13 protein-coding genes are annotated in these 14,605 nt (G+C 59.5%); 4 read left to right on the top strand and 9 right to left on the bottom strand.

What is annotated here, in order from left to right; translation table 11 throughout:
- Positions 1-2: 2 nt before the first annotated feature.
- Complete coding sequence (locus tag AC5RK6_RS02545) at positions 3-950, bottom strand: biotin--[acetyl-CoA-carboxylase] ligase (protein WP_320758003.1); 948 nt, start codon at positions 948-950, stop codon at positions 3-5.
- A gap of 285 nt (positions 951-1,235) precedes the next feature.
- On the opposite strand from AC5RK6_RS02545, the gene AC5RK6_RS02540 reads away from it, so the two are divergent.
- The 3 genes from AC5RK6_RS02540 to AC5RK6_RS02530 are packed head-to-tail and all read left to right on the top strand — an operon-like array spanning position 1,236 to position 3,846.
- Positions 1,236-2,147: an ABC transporter substrate-binding protein gene (locus tag AC5RK6_RS02540; RefSeq protein ID WP_320758002.1), complete on the top strand. Its 912-nt coding sequence runs from the start codon at positions 1,236-1,238 to the stop codon at positions 2,145-2,147.
- Entirely contained in the window at positions 2,147-3,013 is an 867-nt protein-coding gene (locus tag AC5RK6_RS02535) for an amino acid ABC transporter permease (RefSeq protein ID WP_320758001.1), read from the top strand. Before AC5RK6_RS02540 ends, AC5RK6_RS02535 begins: the two co-directional genes overlap by 1 nt.
- An 8-nt stretch (positions 3,014-3,021) precedes the next feature.
- Positions 3,022-3,846, top strand: coding sequence for an amino acid ABC transporter ATP-binding protein (locus AC5RK6_RS02530; protein ID WP_320758000.1), 825 nt, complete (start codon positions 3,022-3,024; stop codon positions 3,844-3,846).
- Between the two features lie 363 nt (positions 3,847-4,209).
- Here the strand turns inward: AC5RK6_RS02530 and pgi are convergent, their stop codons facing one another.
- Positions 4,210-5,865 carry a glucose-6-phosphate isomerase gene (pgi, locus tag AC5RK6_RS02525; protein WP_320757999.1) on the bottom strand — a complete coding sequence of 552 codons (1,656 nt, stop codon included), beginning with the start codon at positions 5,863-5,865 and terminating at the stop codon, positions 4,210-4,212.
- Positions 5,866-6,021: 156 nt separating this feature from the next.
- Here pgi and AC5RK6_RS02520 point away from each other — a divergent pair, with 156 nt between their 5' ends.
- Positions 6,022-8,289 (top strand): 6-phosphofructokinase, encoded by a 2,268-nt coding sequence (locus AC5RK6_RS02520; RefSeq protein ID WP_320757998.1) that lies wholly within the window; start codon positions 6,022-6,024, stop codon positions 8,287-8,289.
- A gap of 143 nt (positions 8,290-8,432) precedes the next feature.
- Here AC5RK6_RS02520 and AC5RK6_RS02515 read toward each other — a convergent pair whose 3' ends face one another.
- From AC5RK6_RS02515 to AC5RK6_RS02485, 7 genes are all read right to left on the bottom strand, one after another.
- Entirely contained in the window at positions 8,433-9,074 is a 642-nt protein-coding gene (locus AC5RK6_RS02515; protein ID WP_320757997.1) for a hypothetical protein, read from the bottom strand.
- Positions 9,052-9,282 (bottom strand): hypothetical protein, encoded by a 231-nt coding sequence (locus tag AC5RK6_RS02510; protein WP_320757996.1) that lies wholly within the window; start codon positions 9,280-9,282, stop codon positions 9,052-9,054. The genes AC5RK6_RS02515 and AC5RK6_RS02510 overlap by 23 nt, the downstream gene beginning before the upstream one ends.
- Before the next feature lie 117 nt (positions 9,283-9,399).
- Positions 9,400-10,338 (bottom strand): LysR family transcriptional regulator, encoded by a 939-nt coding sequence (locus tag AC5RK6_RS02505; RefSeq protein WP_320757995.1) that lies wholly within the window; start codon positions 10,336-10,338, stop codon positions 9,400-9,402.
- A 119-nt stretch (positions 10,339-10,457) separates the two neighbouring features.
- On the bottom strand, positions 10,458-11,603 hold the full coding sequence (locus AC5RK6_RS02500; protein ID WP_320757994.1) for a class C sortase: 1,146 nt from the start codon (positions 11,601-11,603) through the stop codon (positions 10,458-10,460).
- A gap of 181 nt (positions 11,604-11,784) precedes the next feature.
- Positions 11,785-12,114: an LPXTG cell wall anchor domain-containing protein gene (locus AC5RK6_RS02495; RefSeq protein WP_435730685.1), complete on the bottom strand. Its 330-nt coding sequence runs from the start codon at positions 12,112-12,114 to the stop codon at positions 11,785-11,787.
- Positions 12,087-13,325: a SpaH/EbpB family LPXTG-anchored major pilin gene (locus AC5RK6_RS02490; protein WP_435730684.1), complete on the bottom strand. Its 1,239-nt coding sequence runs from the start codon at positions 13,323-13,325 to the stop codon at positions 12,087-12,089. Before AC5RK6_RS02490 ends, AC5RK6_RS02495 begins: the two co-directional genes overlap by 28 nt.
- A gap of 165 nt (positions 13,326-13,490) precedes the next feature.
- Positions 13,491-14,069, bottom strand: a complete 579-nt coding sequence (locus AC5RK6_RS02485) for an LPXTG cell wall anchor domain-containing protein (RefSeq protein ID WP_435733767.1) — start codon at positions 14,067-14,069, stop codon at positions 13,491-13,493.
- Positions 14,070-14,605: the final 536 nt, after the last annotated feature.

Here is a 14,605-nt window from a genome sequence, read left to right as displayed (position 1 = left end):
CACTATTTTCCTTCCGAGGGCGTTACCCGACCCAGGAGCGAGACTTCTCCGGTGGAAATACACACCTCACCGCCAGGGGTGGCGACCACGAGTGCGCCGTCGGCTAAAACCCGCATCCCGCGCCCGCGCACCGGAGTATCGCGGGGGCGGTTAACGGTGATTCCTTCGCGCAGGGTGTCGCAGGTGGCATTGAGTTCGGCTAAGAGTCCGGAACGTTCCGCCGCGGTAGTCCCGGTGCCGGTCACCCCGGCATCACTCGCCTCCGTTTCGGGTACGACGGCGCCGCTAGCTGCCGCCGGGCCCCTCCCGCTTGCGCAGGCGGCACCGAGGGCGGCCAGCCGCGCCCCGAGTTCGCGCACGTAGACGGCAGCTACCTCATCGCGGCTGGGAACCGGGAATCCGGCGGTAGCAAGAGACGCGGAGGTGGGAGTGGGGAGTTCTTCGGTGCGCAACCCCAGGTTGATTCCCACCCCGAGGACAATTCCGATATTCCCGGCCGCGTCCGTGCTCACGACTTCCCCCAGCACGCCGGCCAGTTTCGCGGCCCGCGGGCGGGTGACAATATCATTCGGCCAGGAAATCGCCACGTCTGCCCCGAGCTTTTCCAGGGCGGCGCGCGCCGCCAGTGCCCCGGCGAACGTCACCCAGCTCAGCTCCGCGCGTACGGTTTCCGGCACTGCAATAAGCACTGAGAAAAGCAGGGAACCATCTTTGGTAGCGAACCAGGAGCGGCCCATCCGCCCGCGCCCATCGCTTTGCTCATCAGCAATGAGACCGCACACCAGCCCAGGTGCGGGAGCGCCCCCGGAACTGAGCCAGAGTTCAGCCAGATCATCCTGGGTGGATGTGGTCAATTCGGCATGTAGGAGCTCGGCACCTGGGATCCCTACCTCCCCCAGCGCGCTCGCGGTTCGCGGGAAGAGCACGTTTCCTGAATGCACGTGACTCACCTCAGCCTTCTTTCCGGCGGGCCACCCCACCGCTAACTTACTAATGCGTAACCTTACGTAATCGTAACTTACGGATTCGTAACATATCCGCTTCGCTGGCGCGCGCCACCGTTAGACCTCTCACATCCAGGGCGCACAAAGCCCGCAAATGCGCCAAACTCGCGGTTATCCACCCACATATTCACATGTTTATACATCTAGGCGCATACTTACTGGCTATACTTGGGATTGTTCCGAGTAATTTCCACCCGAACACTGAAAAAACATTCACCGTAGGGGAAGAAAATGAAGAAAACATTCGCGTTGCTCGCCGCCGGCCTCCTCACGCTGGGCGCCTGCTCCAACGACGAGGCGGCTTTGACGGATTCCACCGCCGCGGCCGATCCGGGTGAATCCGGTTTCGCTGTTGATGGCATCGCGGCAGATTCCGCCGTCGTCGCCCTAGTTCCCGCGGATATTACCGCGCGCGGGCAATTGCGCAACGGCGCGTCCACCGATTACGCTCCCGCGGAATACCGCAAGGCGGACGGGCAGACCCCCACCGGTTACGATATTGATCTCACGCGCGCCATCGCGAAGAAAATGGGGCTCAAAGACGGCACCACCACGCACGTGGAATTTGATTCACTTCTCCCCCAGATCGGAACCAAATTCGATGTGGGCCTGTCCACCTTCACCGTCACTCCCGAACGTGAAGAAGCCTTCAATATGATCACGTACTTCGAGGCGGGGTCCGAATACGGAGTACCGGCCAAGTCCAGCGATTTCACCCCGAATAACCCCTGCGGTTTCACCATCGGGGTGCAAACAGGCTCCTCGCAGGAGGATGCCCTCAAGGAGGCCACCGCTGCCTGCGAAGCCAAGGGCGCCAAGCCGATTAAGATCATGTCCCTACCTGACGTACCGCAAATCGTTACCCGGGTGGTCTCCGGCCAGTACGACGCTATTTTCGCCGATTCCCCGGTACTTGGTTACGCGGTGGCCCGCTCTAACGGGCAGCTGAAGACCACGGGTGATATCTACGATTCAGCCCCGGTGGCTATCGCGGTGGCCAAGGATAACCCGGAGCTCGCCAAGGCGGTGCAGGCCGCGTTGCAATCCCTCATGGATTCGGGTGAACTCAAGGAAATCTTCGCGCATTACGGGATTACCGAAGGCGTGCTGAGCACTGCTGAGATTAACCCCCAGGTGCAGTAATGGAGAAGATTCATCCGCAAGCCCGCGTGAAGCTGAGCAATATTGCCTGGCTCATCGTCATGGCGGTGCTCGGGGCGATGGCGCTTAACGCGCTTATCACCAACGATGCTTTCCACTGGGATGTGGTGGGGCGCTATCTTTTCGATTGGCGGATCCTGCGCGGTATCGTCTACACCCTGGTGCTGACCGTGCTGGCCATGGTTATTGGCATTATCTTGGCGTTGACCATGGCGGTGCTGCGCGAATCGAGTAACGCGGTACTGCGCGCGGCGGCCCGTTTCTATATTTGGTTCTTCCGCGGCACCCCGATTTACACCCAGCTCATGTTCTGGGGCCTGCTGCCCTCGCTCTACCAGAAATTATCCCTGGGGATTCCCTTCGGGCCGGAGTTCTTTACCTTCCAAACAGACCGGGTCATCACCCCGTTTATCGCGGCAATTATCGGGCTGGGACTCAACGAAGGTGCCTACCTGGCGGAGATCATCCGCAGCGGTTTGGGTGCGATTGATCCGGGCCAGCGGGAAGCCGCAGTGGCGCTGGGGATGCGTTCGGGCACGATCATGCGGCGTATTATTTTGCCGCAGGCCATGCGTATTATTATTCCGCCCACCGGGAACGAAACGATCTCGATGCTCAAAACCACGTCACTGGTGCTCGCCGTTCCCTTCACCCTGGACCTCACTTTCGCGGCCCAAGATTTGGGTTCGAAAACCTACCTCCCCTTCCCCTTCCTCGTGGTCGCCGCTATCTGGTATCTGGTTATTACCTCGCTGCTCATGATGGTGCAGCACCGTATCGAACGCCATTTCGCGCGCGGCTTTGACGGGCGTACCGCGACGACGGCTTTCCTCGACGTCACCCCCTAAGGAGCACAATGACTCACGCCATGGTGGACGTGTGCGACGTCTACAAATCTTTCGGCGACCACACCGTTCTCAAAGGTGTCAATCTCACGGTAGAGCGCGGCGAGGTGGTGGTGCTGCTCGGCCCTTCCGGTTCGGGTAAATCCACGCTGCTGCGCTGCCTGAATGAGCTAGAAACTATTACCGCCGGGCGGATCTACCTGGACGGGGAGCTGCTGGGCATGACCGAGCAGCCCGCACCCACCGGGTGGCGCGGGATGCTGGCTCGCCGGGCCGGTGCCCTCACCTCCCAGGGAACCTGGCTGCGCCAGCGCACCGAGGCGGAGGTTGCTGCCCAGCGCGCCAAGGTCGGGATGGTTTTCCAGCGCTTCAACCTTTTCCCGCATATGAGCGCGATGGAAAATATTATGGAGGCACCCGTGCAGGTGGCCCACCGCCCCGAAAAAGAGGCACGGGCCGAAGCCTTGGAACTCCTGGAGCGGGTGGGCTTGCGCGATCACGCTAATCATTTCCCGGCGCAGCTATCGGGCGGGCAACAGCAGCGGGTGGCCATCGCCCGCGCCCTGGCCATGCACCCCGAACTCATGCTTTTTGATGAGCCCACCTCGGCGCTCGATCCGGAGCTCGTGGGCGAGGTACTCTCCGTGATGCAGGATTTGGCCCGCGGGGGTATGACCATGGTGGTGGTCACTCACGAAATCGGTTTCGCCCGCGAGGTTGCCGATAAGGTGGTCTTCCTCGACGAGGGCATGATCATCGACGAGGGTACCCCGGCTCAGGTTATTGACAACCCACGCTCGGAGCGCACCCGCGATTTCTTCACCAAGGTGCTCTAGACAACCGTCCGCAGCCCCGTCTTTCGGTCTATCGGTCCTTCCTTGAGCAGAACCTCAGGAGTCACACCAGCACCCCGGGGCACACCAGTACCCTGGGGCACAACAGCACCCTGGGGCACAACAGCACCTGCGGGGGACTAGGTGTTGTCAGAGCTGTACTTCGTATGTACGACATGTGCAGTACACCTCGGAAAACACACGCCGGATCCGAACTAACAACACGCTGTCACTAGCAACTATTTTGCCTATTACCTCGCTACGGCAGCTAGATATACGGTGCCGGCCACTCCCGTTATCGGGGGTGACCGGCACCGTATGTGTCTACTGGGCGCTAGTGCCGTGCGGCACTATTGCCGCGCAGCACTACTTCCGGTGAGCGCGGTAGTACTCAATGAGCTGGCGGGTGGAGGAATCCTGAGCCTCCACGGCCGCCGCATCTCCGCTAATCGCCGGGGTGAGTTCCTTGGCCATCTGCTTGCCCAGCTCCACGCCCCACTGGTCAAAGGAATCGATACCCCAGACCGCACCTTGCGTGAAAGTAATGTGCTCGTAGAGCGCAATAAGCTGGCCGAGCACCGCGGGTGTGAGAGCCGGGGCCATAATCGAGGCGGTCGGCTTATTCCCGGGGAATTCCCGCGCCGTCACAATTTCTTCCGGGGTACCTTCCGCACGTACCTCATCCAAGGTCTTCCCGAATGCGAGGGCTTTCGTTTGCGCGAAGAAATTGCCGAGGAAAAGTTCATGCTGATCGGCGTCTCCGTCCACCAGCGCGAAAACAGGATTCGCGAAGGCAATGAAATCAGCTGGAATGAGCTGGGTGCCCTGGTGGATGAGCTGGTAGAACGCATGCTGGCCGTTGGTACCCGGTTCACCCCAGAACACTTCCCCGGTCTGGGTGGTCACCGGGCTGCCGTCCCAACGCACCCGCTTGCCATTGGATTCCATGGTGAGCTGCTGGAGATAAGCCGGGAAACGGTGGAGGTATTGGGCGTAGGGCAGCACCGCGTGGGTGGCCGCCCCGAAGAAATTGACGTACCAAATATTGAGGAGCCCCATGAGGAGGGGCACGTTTTCCGCGGCCGGCGCGGTGGCAAAATGCTCGTCAATCGTGCGGAATCCGGAGAGGAATTCTTCGAAATGTTCCGGCCCGATGGCAATCGCGAGAGAAAGGCCGACGGCGCTATCAACCGAATAGCGCCCCCCTACCCAATCCCAGAAGCCGAAAGCATTGGCGGGCTCAATTCCGAATTCCGCCACCTTTTCCAGGTTGGTGGACACGGCCACGAAGTGCTTGGCCACCGCACCGACCTCTTGGATGCCGCGCGCGGCGAGCTGGGCGAGGAACCACGAGCGGGCCTGGCGGGCATTGGTGAGAGTTTCCAGAGTGGTGAACGTCTTGGATGCCACGATGAAGAGCACGGTTTCCGGGTCCACCCCCCGCAGGGTCTCCCCCACGTCGGTGGGATCAATATTGGAAATGAAGCGGCATTCCAGCCCGTCCTTGACGTACGGGAGCAGTGCTTCGTAGGCCATCACCGGGCCCAGATCCGAACCGCCAATTCCGATATTGACTACGGTCGTGATGGCTTTTCCGGTTACCCCGCGCCAGCTGCCTTCGCGTACCTTGGTGGCGAAAGCGTACATCCGCTCGAGGACCTCGCGTACATCAGTGACAACGTTGTGCCCGTCTACTTCGACTGTGTCATCCGCGGTGCGCCGCAGCGCGGTATGAAGTACTGCCCGGTTTTCGGTCACATTAATCCGCTCTCCGCGCAGCATCGCATCGCGGCGCGCGGCAACCCCGGTTTCTTCGGCAAGCTCAATCAGGGCATCGCGGACGTCGTCGTCTAAATATGACTTGGACAGATCCACAAAAAGATCACCAGCGGTGAAACTCAGCCGCTCGGCACGCTGGGGATCCGCGGCGAAGCGAGCGCGGAAATCAGCGGTGAAGCCGTCGTGAAGGTCATGCAGCCGCGCCCAGGCGCGCGTGGTTGTGGGGTCAATGGGGTGCGACATGGTTATCCTCATCCTCGAAGTAGTCTTTATCTCGTAGTGTAATCAACTTCGCGCCCGCGCGGCGCACCGCTACCACACCGCGCGGGCGCGCCGCCGGACTCTAGCACCACACATGAGCCCACCATCTTTGACACAATGATCTTCGGAGGAGGAACCATGTCAGATCACGCAGATCCCGTATCCCTTGCCATTCTTACCTCGGGTGGGGATGCCCCGGGCATGAACCCGGTGGTACGCGCCGTGGTGCGCACCGCTTTACACGTGGGTGCCCGCCCCTTCGCGATTCGCGAGGGATGGCGCGGAGCTATCGATAATCTTATTGAGCCAATGGTCTGGAGTGATGTGTCCTCCATTCTGGATAAGGGCGGCACAGTTATCGGCTCGGCCCGCTCCACCGAATTCCGGGAACGGGAGGGCATGCGGACAGTAGCCGCGAATCTGGTGCGCGCCGGAATTGACCGCCTCGTGGTTATCGGCGGGGATGGCTCCCTCACCGGTGCTGATACCCTGCGCGAGCGCTGGACTGGACTCCTCGACGAACTGGTCGAATCCGGGGAAATTGAGGCCGATGTGGCCGCGCGCCACCCCGAACTGCATATTGCCGGGGTGGTCGGCTCTATCGATAACGATATGGTCGGCACCGATATGACGGTGGGAACTAATTCGGCCCTGTGCCGCATTATTGATGCCATTGACGCTCTCACTTCCACAGCCGCGTCCCACCAGCGAGTTTTCGTGGTGGAAGTGATGGGGCGGCGCTGCGGTTACCTGGCTCTTATGGGCGCGATGGCCGGCGGTGCGGATGATGTCATCATCCCCGAGCTTCCCCCCGAAGATGGCTGGGAAGACGCCATGTGTGAGAAGATCCGTGCCGGGCGAGCGGCCGGGCGGCGTGATTCGATTATCGTTGTTGCCGAAGGGTGCATGGACCGGCACGGTGAAAAGATCACCGCGCAGCGCATCCAAGCCGCCATTAAAGAACGTACTGGAGAATCACCACGTATTACCGCGCTCGGCCACGTACAGCGCGGCGGCACCCCGTCCGCTTATGACCGTTGGATGTCCACTCTGCTCGGTTACACCGCAGCCCTGGAAGTCATCCGGGCCGAACCGGGCGAAGAATCCTGCATTATCGGGATCCGTAATAATCGCCTCCAACGCCTGCCGCTGGTGGAAACGGTTGCCAATACTAAGAAGGTTATTGACTACCTCGAGGAAGGCGATTATGACGCGGCGGTGCGCTCACGCGGCACCAGCTTCTCCCGGATCAAGTCCCTTTTTGAAACGCTTTCCTCCCCGCTGGGTGAAGACCGCTATTTCAAGGATGGCTGGCGCCCGCGGGTGGCTATTCTGCACGCCGGCGGGCTCGCCCCGGGAATGAACGCGGCCGCGCGCAGCGCGGTGCGGCTCGGCCTGGATCGCGGCTTTGAAATGCTCGGTGTTGAGGGCGGCTTCCCCGGCCTCATCCGCGGGGATATTCGCCCACTCAGCTGGGGCGATGTGGATGGCTGGGTCTCGCTCGGCGGTGCGGAACTGGGCACCGCCCGTTCGGTCCTCGGAATTGAGGATTACTTCGGGCTGGCCCGCTCCATCGAAGCCAACGGGCTGGACGCCATTATTATGATCGGCGGCCTGGCCGGCTATGAAACCGCGTGGAATATGGCGAAGGAGGCAGATCGCTATACCGCTTTCCGTCTCCCCCTCATCTGCGTGCCGGCCTCCATCGATAACAACCTGCCTGGCCATGATCTTTCCATCGGTGTGGATACCGCACTCAATACCAATGTGGAGACCATCGATAAGATTCGCCGCTCCGCATCCGCGTCCCGGCGTTGCTTCGTGGTGGAAACGATGGGCCGGAAATGCGGCTACCTCGCGCTTATGAGCGCGCTATCCACCGGAGCCGAGCAGGTCTACCTGCACGAAACCGGGGTGGATCTGGCCCTCCTCACGAAGGAAGCCGAGCGGATGAATAGGGCCTTCGATGGCTCGCGTTCCCTCTACTTGGCCATTCGCAATGAGGATGCTTCCAAGTACTACACCGCGGATCTGCTACGGCGGGTTTTCCAGCAGGAAGGCCACGGGGCTTTCTCGGTTCGTTCCACGATTATTGGCCACCAGCAGCAGGGCGGTATCCCAACCTCCTATGACCGGACTCTCGCGGTGTCGCTCGCTGCCCTCGCCATTGATGAGGTCACCGCGCAGCTGGAGAAGAAAGAACGGGTGGGCGCGCGCTATATTGGCCAACACAATGGCAAGCTGGAATCCCATCCGATCATGCGCATCGACGAAGAGATGGATATGAAGGACCGGGTACCCCTGGATCCGTGGTGGATTTCGGCACTCCCCGTGCTCTACACGGTAGCGGCCCGCGAGGATACTACCCCGCTGGAGCACCTGGCGATTTACGACGATAACCGGTAGCCGCGTTTTCTTGTAGCGCGGTTCTTGTACTCGCACGCGGTGGGGGCGACGACGCCGCTAACTGGCAGCGCTCCCACCGGCCGCGGCTGCGCTCCTCATCCTCGGCCTCTGAGGCCCGGTTGCATTTTATTAGCGCGGGTGGTTCACTCTTCAAGAGCTTGGAGGGCGGTGGCGCGATTATGCCGCACTACGGATCGCACCTGGATCTGTTCCCAATCCTCGATGCCTTGGTTGAGCGCTTCGCGTGCGCCGGGTGCGCATGCCACCCCGAGCTCATCAATGACCAAGAGGAGAATTTCTTCCAGGCAGGGCCGGAACCAGCGCCGGCCCACCGTGAAATGAATATCGGCAATGTGGGGAGTGCGGGCCTCGTTCTTGATGCGCCGGCGCGACCTGCGGGAATGAGTGCCACTCAGGACCAGGGCGTGTGTCCATTCGTCGCGGTGGGAATGGATCTGGATATGGGCACAGGGAATATTCGAGCGTGGTGAGCGAATATAGTCCCAGCGCACCAGCGGCTCGCTGCTTTTTGCTCCTCGGATGACCGAGAACGTTGATTCGTTGACGCTGAGCGAGCCGGTTTCCGGATTAAGGAAAAGTTCGTAATCGAAGCGGACGATAAGGAAACGAGCAACACGAATATCGCCAAATAGGCTTATTGCCGGTGGGTTTTCTTTTCTGAGGGCTTGCTTCACTATCGAAAACCCGGGATCAATCAGCTCCCCAATCCTCTGTAGATGTGCCGCAAACTCATCGGCACGCTCATCCAAGTGTTCGTTCACCACGGCACAACCCCTCGAAGCGATCTAATCCTTTCATTTCAACATAGGCGTCGGACTCTTTTGGTCCGAGCTGGTAGTTATCGGCGCGCCAGTCGAATTCTTCGCGGGTCATTCTGACCTCGCGCAAGATTTCTTCCTTGCGTTCGAGGATTTCTTCCAGCGAGTTGTAAACACGATCCGGAAAATACAACCGGTCCTCGTAAACATCCATATGTCCACTCCTTCAATTGCGTAGTTCCGGGTGGTTACCCGTCTTTCTCCGTCATTCTTGCATGATATGGAAGCGCAACAAAGAGCTATTTACCGCCCTGCGGATGAGGGCAGCGTTTCACGATTCTGTGGATAACTTCTCGCCAGCTGCGCTCCCACCGGCCACGGATGCGCGCACCGCTTCCAGGAATATCTCCCCCACCCGGCCCAGACGTGCTTGCTTATCCCAAGCAAGCACACAGGTCAGGCCCACTAACCAATCCAAAGGGATAAACACCAACCCCACACCAGCAGTTACCACGCCCGCCCTGGTATCCGCGCGTCCACTCAAGGCCATATTCTCCAGCACGATAGCCTCACCAACCCCGGCCTCGACCATAACCCGGGCCCCGCGGCTCGTCCCGTACCGTCCCACCACCATCAACTGGTTTTCCTTATCAAGCCAATACCCAAGCTCTCGGCTACGCTCCTTCGGCATAATAAGAGACCGCTGGGTAATATCCGCCCGCCGAACCGTTCCTCGCCCAACCAGATCACTATCACCGCGTACCAGTAGCCCCCACCGGTCCTCACCGCTAAGTGCCAGGGTCTGCCAGGCTGTGCAATCCCAAGAATCATCCAAAACCGCGAAAGACGCAGTCCCCTCACCGATCATCCGGGTAGCTGCTTCACGCCCACACAATGTGACCTGGAAACTAATCCCCGGATAACGCGCCCGCACCTGACTCATGACGGGTGCCAGGCTATCCATGGCACTACTTTCCCGCCCCGCGATCACAATAGTGCCCTGTGGGTTATCCTCCAGGTCCTGAAGCTCCGCCACCGTAGCATCCACGAGCCCCAAGATCTGGTGACTGCGCTCGACCAGGTAGCACCCGGCTTCGGTCAGTTCCCTGCCGCGCCCGACTCTACGGGTAAGCGTCTGGCCGACTTCTTCTTCCAAAAGCTGGATACGCTTCACGACCGCCGCGGTAGTACACCCATACTCACGGGCCACCGCATCCATAGTTCCTAAACGCGAATAAAGAATAAGGGTTTCTAATAATTCCAGTCTCACACCGGTACCTCGTTGTATGTCGTGATACTAAATGGTCTAAATCAGTGAGTGATGAATGGTGAGTAATACCCGACGCCGAGTACTGCACGACGCCGCAGCACCCCGCCGCGTTCTTTCGGTTAGCGGAGCATGTGCCGGGGCAACATACCCCGCCTAGGTTCTTCCTCGCGCCGGGCGAGCGCGGAGCGGGCCACCAGGAACGCGAACAGCAAAGATATAAGAATGGCGAGCACGAAGAGGGTCATCCACCATGACCATTGCAACCCGTCCACCCCCGGCACCTCCACTGGGTCAGGCAACACCCGCTCACCCGTCACCAGCAAACGATGCGAATTCACCCCATACGGGGTACAGGTAAGAAGAGTGGCTAGGTCACGCCCGGGTACGCGTACCAGCAGGCTTGGGTCGTGAGGGTCGACGACGTCTATCCTGACCACTTTGTAACCAAAGACTTGGCCTTGGATTTCGAAGAAAAACTCATCCCCAACCTGCATATCGGTGAGCCGGTCAAACATCGACGAGGTCGGCAGGCCAGTATGAGCCGTCACCACACTATGCCGATTTATGCCACCTACCGGGATATCGGTACCAAACATGTGCCCAGCACCCCGTTGGAGGGTCTGCGGGGAGGTGCCGTGGTAGATCGGGAGTTTCACCCCGATCTTCGGAATTTTCACGATCCCCATAATCCCATCCGGCTGATCAAGCACCCTCGCATACTCCCGGTAAGCCGGCAGGTCCGTGGCTATATCGTCAAGATAAGGATCAAGGACCGCCATACCCTGATGACTAGCGTTATAGGCGTGAGCACTCTCAATATACGAGTTCCGCAGTTCCTGGGACTGGGTATTCACCTTACCCTCATAGGCACGGGAGACTACTTTGGATTGCCAGTTATTCCATACTGTCGAAGTCACCGGATAAGCCAAGCACAGGATCCCGATAAGGATCATGGCCAACGGGGAGAGCCTGCGTTTATCCTCGCCCGGATCGGTATAGAACAGCAGGCTCGCAAACCCGCTTTCCTCACCTACACGCGCCGCACGCCGCCCACGAGCCAAACCCGCGGCGGGGCCTTGATGTTCCTTGAGTTCCACATGATGTGCTGGCGCAGGAGCCGGTTCGGGCTCCACATGAAGTGCCACTTTTGGTGTTTCCCTGGGTTCTGCCCCTGGTGCCGTCTTGGATTTCGTTTCGGGAGCTGGGTTGGAGGTCGGGGCCTCTAGGGCACGCCGCCCACGCACCGCGCCCGCTTCACCACTCACGTCCCTACCCCTTCCTTGACCCACGTGGCCTTTTCCTTGCGCTAGACGTTCAATTCGTATTGCGCTACTCGTGCAGATTTAACTTGCGCTTGATAGATTGTGGGGCCAGTCGGACTGACCGGCCCCACAATCTTCGTTACCTACTCAGGCTGGCAAACCTGAACCGTTAGTCTTTTCCTGTTTAGGCGTTGTTTTTACGCGAACGCAGATGCGTTACCGCACCACTCGCCACCAGACCAGCACCAAGAAGGGCAAAGATCCCCACCCCGATAGCACCCGTCTTGGGCAAATCGAACCACTTACCCGAATCCTTCGTCGGCACGTTCTTAATACCAGTCTTGAACACCTGGCCGGCCTGATCGGTTACGGTGACTTCGGTGATCTCATCCGAGCGAATGAACTTCGCGGGTGCCTCAACCTCAACCACGTAGAAAACGGAGTCCTTCTTCGCCTTAAACTTGTCAGTCAAGCCGTCCTGGCCGGTCACCTTGGTACCGAAGCCCTTAGACATCCCTTCGACTGGGTTCGGTCCTTCTGGGCCACACACTTCTGGGCATCAGCCTGGTTGGCGAAGGCTACGAACTTCGCACCCGCAAGCACACTTCCGTCCGAAGCATCGGTCTTAGAGATTTGGAAATCGTAGAAATCAATGGTCGGGAACGGATTCGGCGTCGGATCCGGACCAGGCCCAGGCTCGGGGCCAGGTTCGGGAACAATCGGTCCGGGAGTCGGTTCGCTATCCGAGTGTCCGGGAATGAAACCAAACTTATTAGAAACCGAATCAAGAGCAAGATCAGCCTTGAGGGTGAAGGTGAGGTCCACAGTCACCACCGGAGCCTCCGAGGCAGTCGCCTTAGCGGCGATAGCGTTGAGGCCCTCGTCGGTGAAGTTCACCTGCAAGCGAGTACGACCCGCTTCCACACCCTCAGTTGAAGTAGCAACGTTGTACTGCGACTTCGCGATCTCTTCACCGTTGACCTTCACGGCTTTAACCGAGGTCTGGTCGATCACCGTGTAAGCATCAGTCATCGCATCATCGAAGACTGCGAAGCCCTTAATATCGGTCCCCTTGATCGGGCCCTTCTTATTCAGGGTCGCGGAGATGGTGTAGGAGATGTCGTCGCCTGCGCCTACGACCTTGTCGAAAGCACCAGTCTTCTTCACAAGGTCACGAACGTCCGTATTCTTCGGGGTGACCGAAACATCATAGGTGTACTTCTGGTCCGCGGAAGAAGTACCCGTGATTTCTGGGACCGTCATGAAGAACGGCTTAATATCCGAGGTATGCCCAGCCGGCACTTCGGATTCCACAATCTTGTACAACCCAAGCGGCAGGTTCTCGAAGAGAGCCTTACCTTCACCAGTGGTCTTGACCTTGTGAACGGCGGTCGTGCTGAGCTTAGCCTTCGGGCTATCGGGATTCGCGTTCAGGTCCTTGATTGAACCAGCCACGGTCTCCCAATCGCTCATCTTCTTCATGTCACCAAGGGTGACATCCCCCAGGGCATCCACCTTCGTGACCGTAAACTCGGCACCGTTAACCGGCTTCTTGGTGGTCGCTTCTTGTTTCGTGATCGTAATCGACCCCGTCGTGGGAGCACCCTGCGCCCACGGAGCAACCGGATCACTTGCCGGTGCGGCGTGAGCTGCCCCGATACCCATTCCCGTCAGTGCCAGCGCACACGCCGCCACCAACGCTCTCAATGACTTCTTACGAGCCATACTTGTTTTCCTTCCCAATAAATTCAGCACCACACAATGTGCTGACCAACACGCCAGGACAACGCCAAACACGTGTTGTTGAACTTGCTAAAATACCTGTCCCTTTACTCGGGCCTACCCCACCGTCTGTTTTCCCGAGACCGGGTACGGGGTGGGTGTATCGGTTCACGCGCTCTGGCCCACCCCCTTCTTCCGGCGGGTGATCCACCATCCGCCCGTCAGGGCAAGGATCATGAGCGCACCACTACCGGCGAGGTAGTTCACGTTTGTCTGGCCCGTCTTCGGCAACGCGGGCTGCACAACCTCCACACTCAAAGGCTTGCGTGCCCACCCCACGCCTTCCACACTGTTAGGCCCACTAGCCGCGCCTGTGAGCGGGTCGATGGTGATACCGGGTTTCGTGGCATACACCCAACACCGATACATGCCCAGCTCGGCCTGGGTGGCATTACCATCCACCTCACCAACCGTCCGTGCACCATTACCCGCAAGCTCGGTGCCGGTAGGTGCTTGCTTCACGCGCACCAACTCCACACCCACCGGCAGCGCATTGTGATCGCCCTCGGCCTGACCGTCATGCTTCGGGGCGCACACGGTTTGAAGGCTAATAAGCCCGGGATCTGTTGTTGACGTGGCTTCCACACTTAGCGGCTGTAATACCGGTTGGCCTTTGACCACCGTGAGCGTGTCTTGAGAAACCGTGAGGGCAACATTCACGCATTCCCCCACTTCTCGCTCACCCATGTCCCGCTCACGCGTCTCAGTCCGCTTCGAAGCCTTCGCGGTATCCAAGACCCACTTACGCGTACCGGAATCCCACCGATGGGGTGTCGTGGTCACCGTCCGGGTTTGCTTGACCTTCCGTGTCGCGCAGTCTTTAGAGCCGTCAACCCATTCCGTTGACGTGACTTGGGCCGGCAACCGAGGAGTACACGCCTGATGCTCACCATCATTCATATCCCGCTGACGATTCTCAGTCCGCTTCGACGCCTTCGCAGTGTCCAAGACCCACTTCCGCGAGGATGAATCCCACTTATACGGAGTCGTCGTCACAGTCCGCGACTGCGAAACCTTCCGAGCATTACANTCCTTNGCACCNTCAACCCAATTCGTCGCGGTCACCTGGACCGGNGGCTGCGGCGTACATGCNCGATGCTCGTTATCGTTCATGTCACGCTGACGATTCTCAGTCCGCTTNGANGCCTTCGCGGTNTCGAGAACCCACTGACGTTTACCCGAATCCCACTTATACGGAGTCGTCGTCACCGTCCTGGACTGCG

It is taken from the genome of Actinotignum sp. usb-actsch-213 (assembly GCF_059085665.1).
This window is presented reverse-complemented; position numbering and strand designations above follow the sequence as displayed.

Excerpts from the sequence above, each read along its gene's own strand:
- AC5RK6_RS02530 (WP_320758000.1), top strand. The coding sequence starts at position 3,022 with ATGACTCACGCCATGGTGGACGTGTGCGACGTCTACAAATCTTTCGGC.
- AC5RK6_RS02540 (WP_320758002.1), top strand. The coding sequence starts at position 1,236 with ATGAAGAAAACATTCGCGTTGCTCGCCGCCGGCCTCCTCACGCTGGGC.
- AC5RK6_RS02495 (WP_435730685.1), bottom strand. The coding sequence starts at position 12,114 with ATGTCTAAGGGCTTCGGTACCAAGGTGACCGGCCAGGACGGCTTGACT.
- AC5RK6_RS02520 (WP_320757998.1), top strand. The coding sequence starts at position 6,022 with ATGTCAGATCACGCAGATCCCGTATCCCTTGCCATTCTTACCTCGGGT.
- AC5RK6_RS02510 (WP_320757996.1), bottom strand. The coding sequence starts at position 9,282 with ATGGATGTTTACGAGGACCGGTTGTATTTTCCGGATCGTGTTTACAAC.
- AC5RK6_RS02535 (WP_320758001.1), top strand. The coding sequence starts at position 2,147 with ATGGAGAAGATTCATCCGCAAGCCCGCGTGAAGCTGAGCAATATTGCC.
- AC5RK6_RS02490 (WP_435730684.1), bottom strand. The coding sequence starts at position 13,325 with ATGGCTCGTAAGAAGTCATTGAGAGCGTTGGTGGCGGCGTGTGCGCTG.
- AC5RK6_RS02485 (WP_435733767.1), bottom strand. The coding sequence starts at position 14,069 with ATGGGTGAGCGAGAAGTGGGGGAATGCGTGAATGTTGCCCTCACGGTT.
- pgi (WP_320757999.1), bottom strand. The coding sequence starts at position 5,865 with ATGTCGCACCCCATTGACCCCACAACCACGCGCGCCTGGGCGCGGCTG.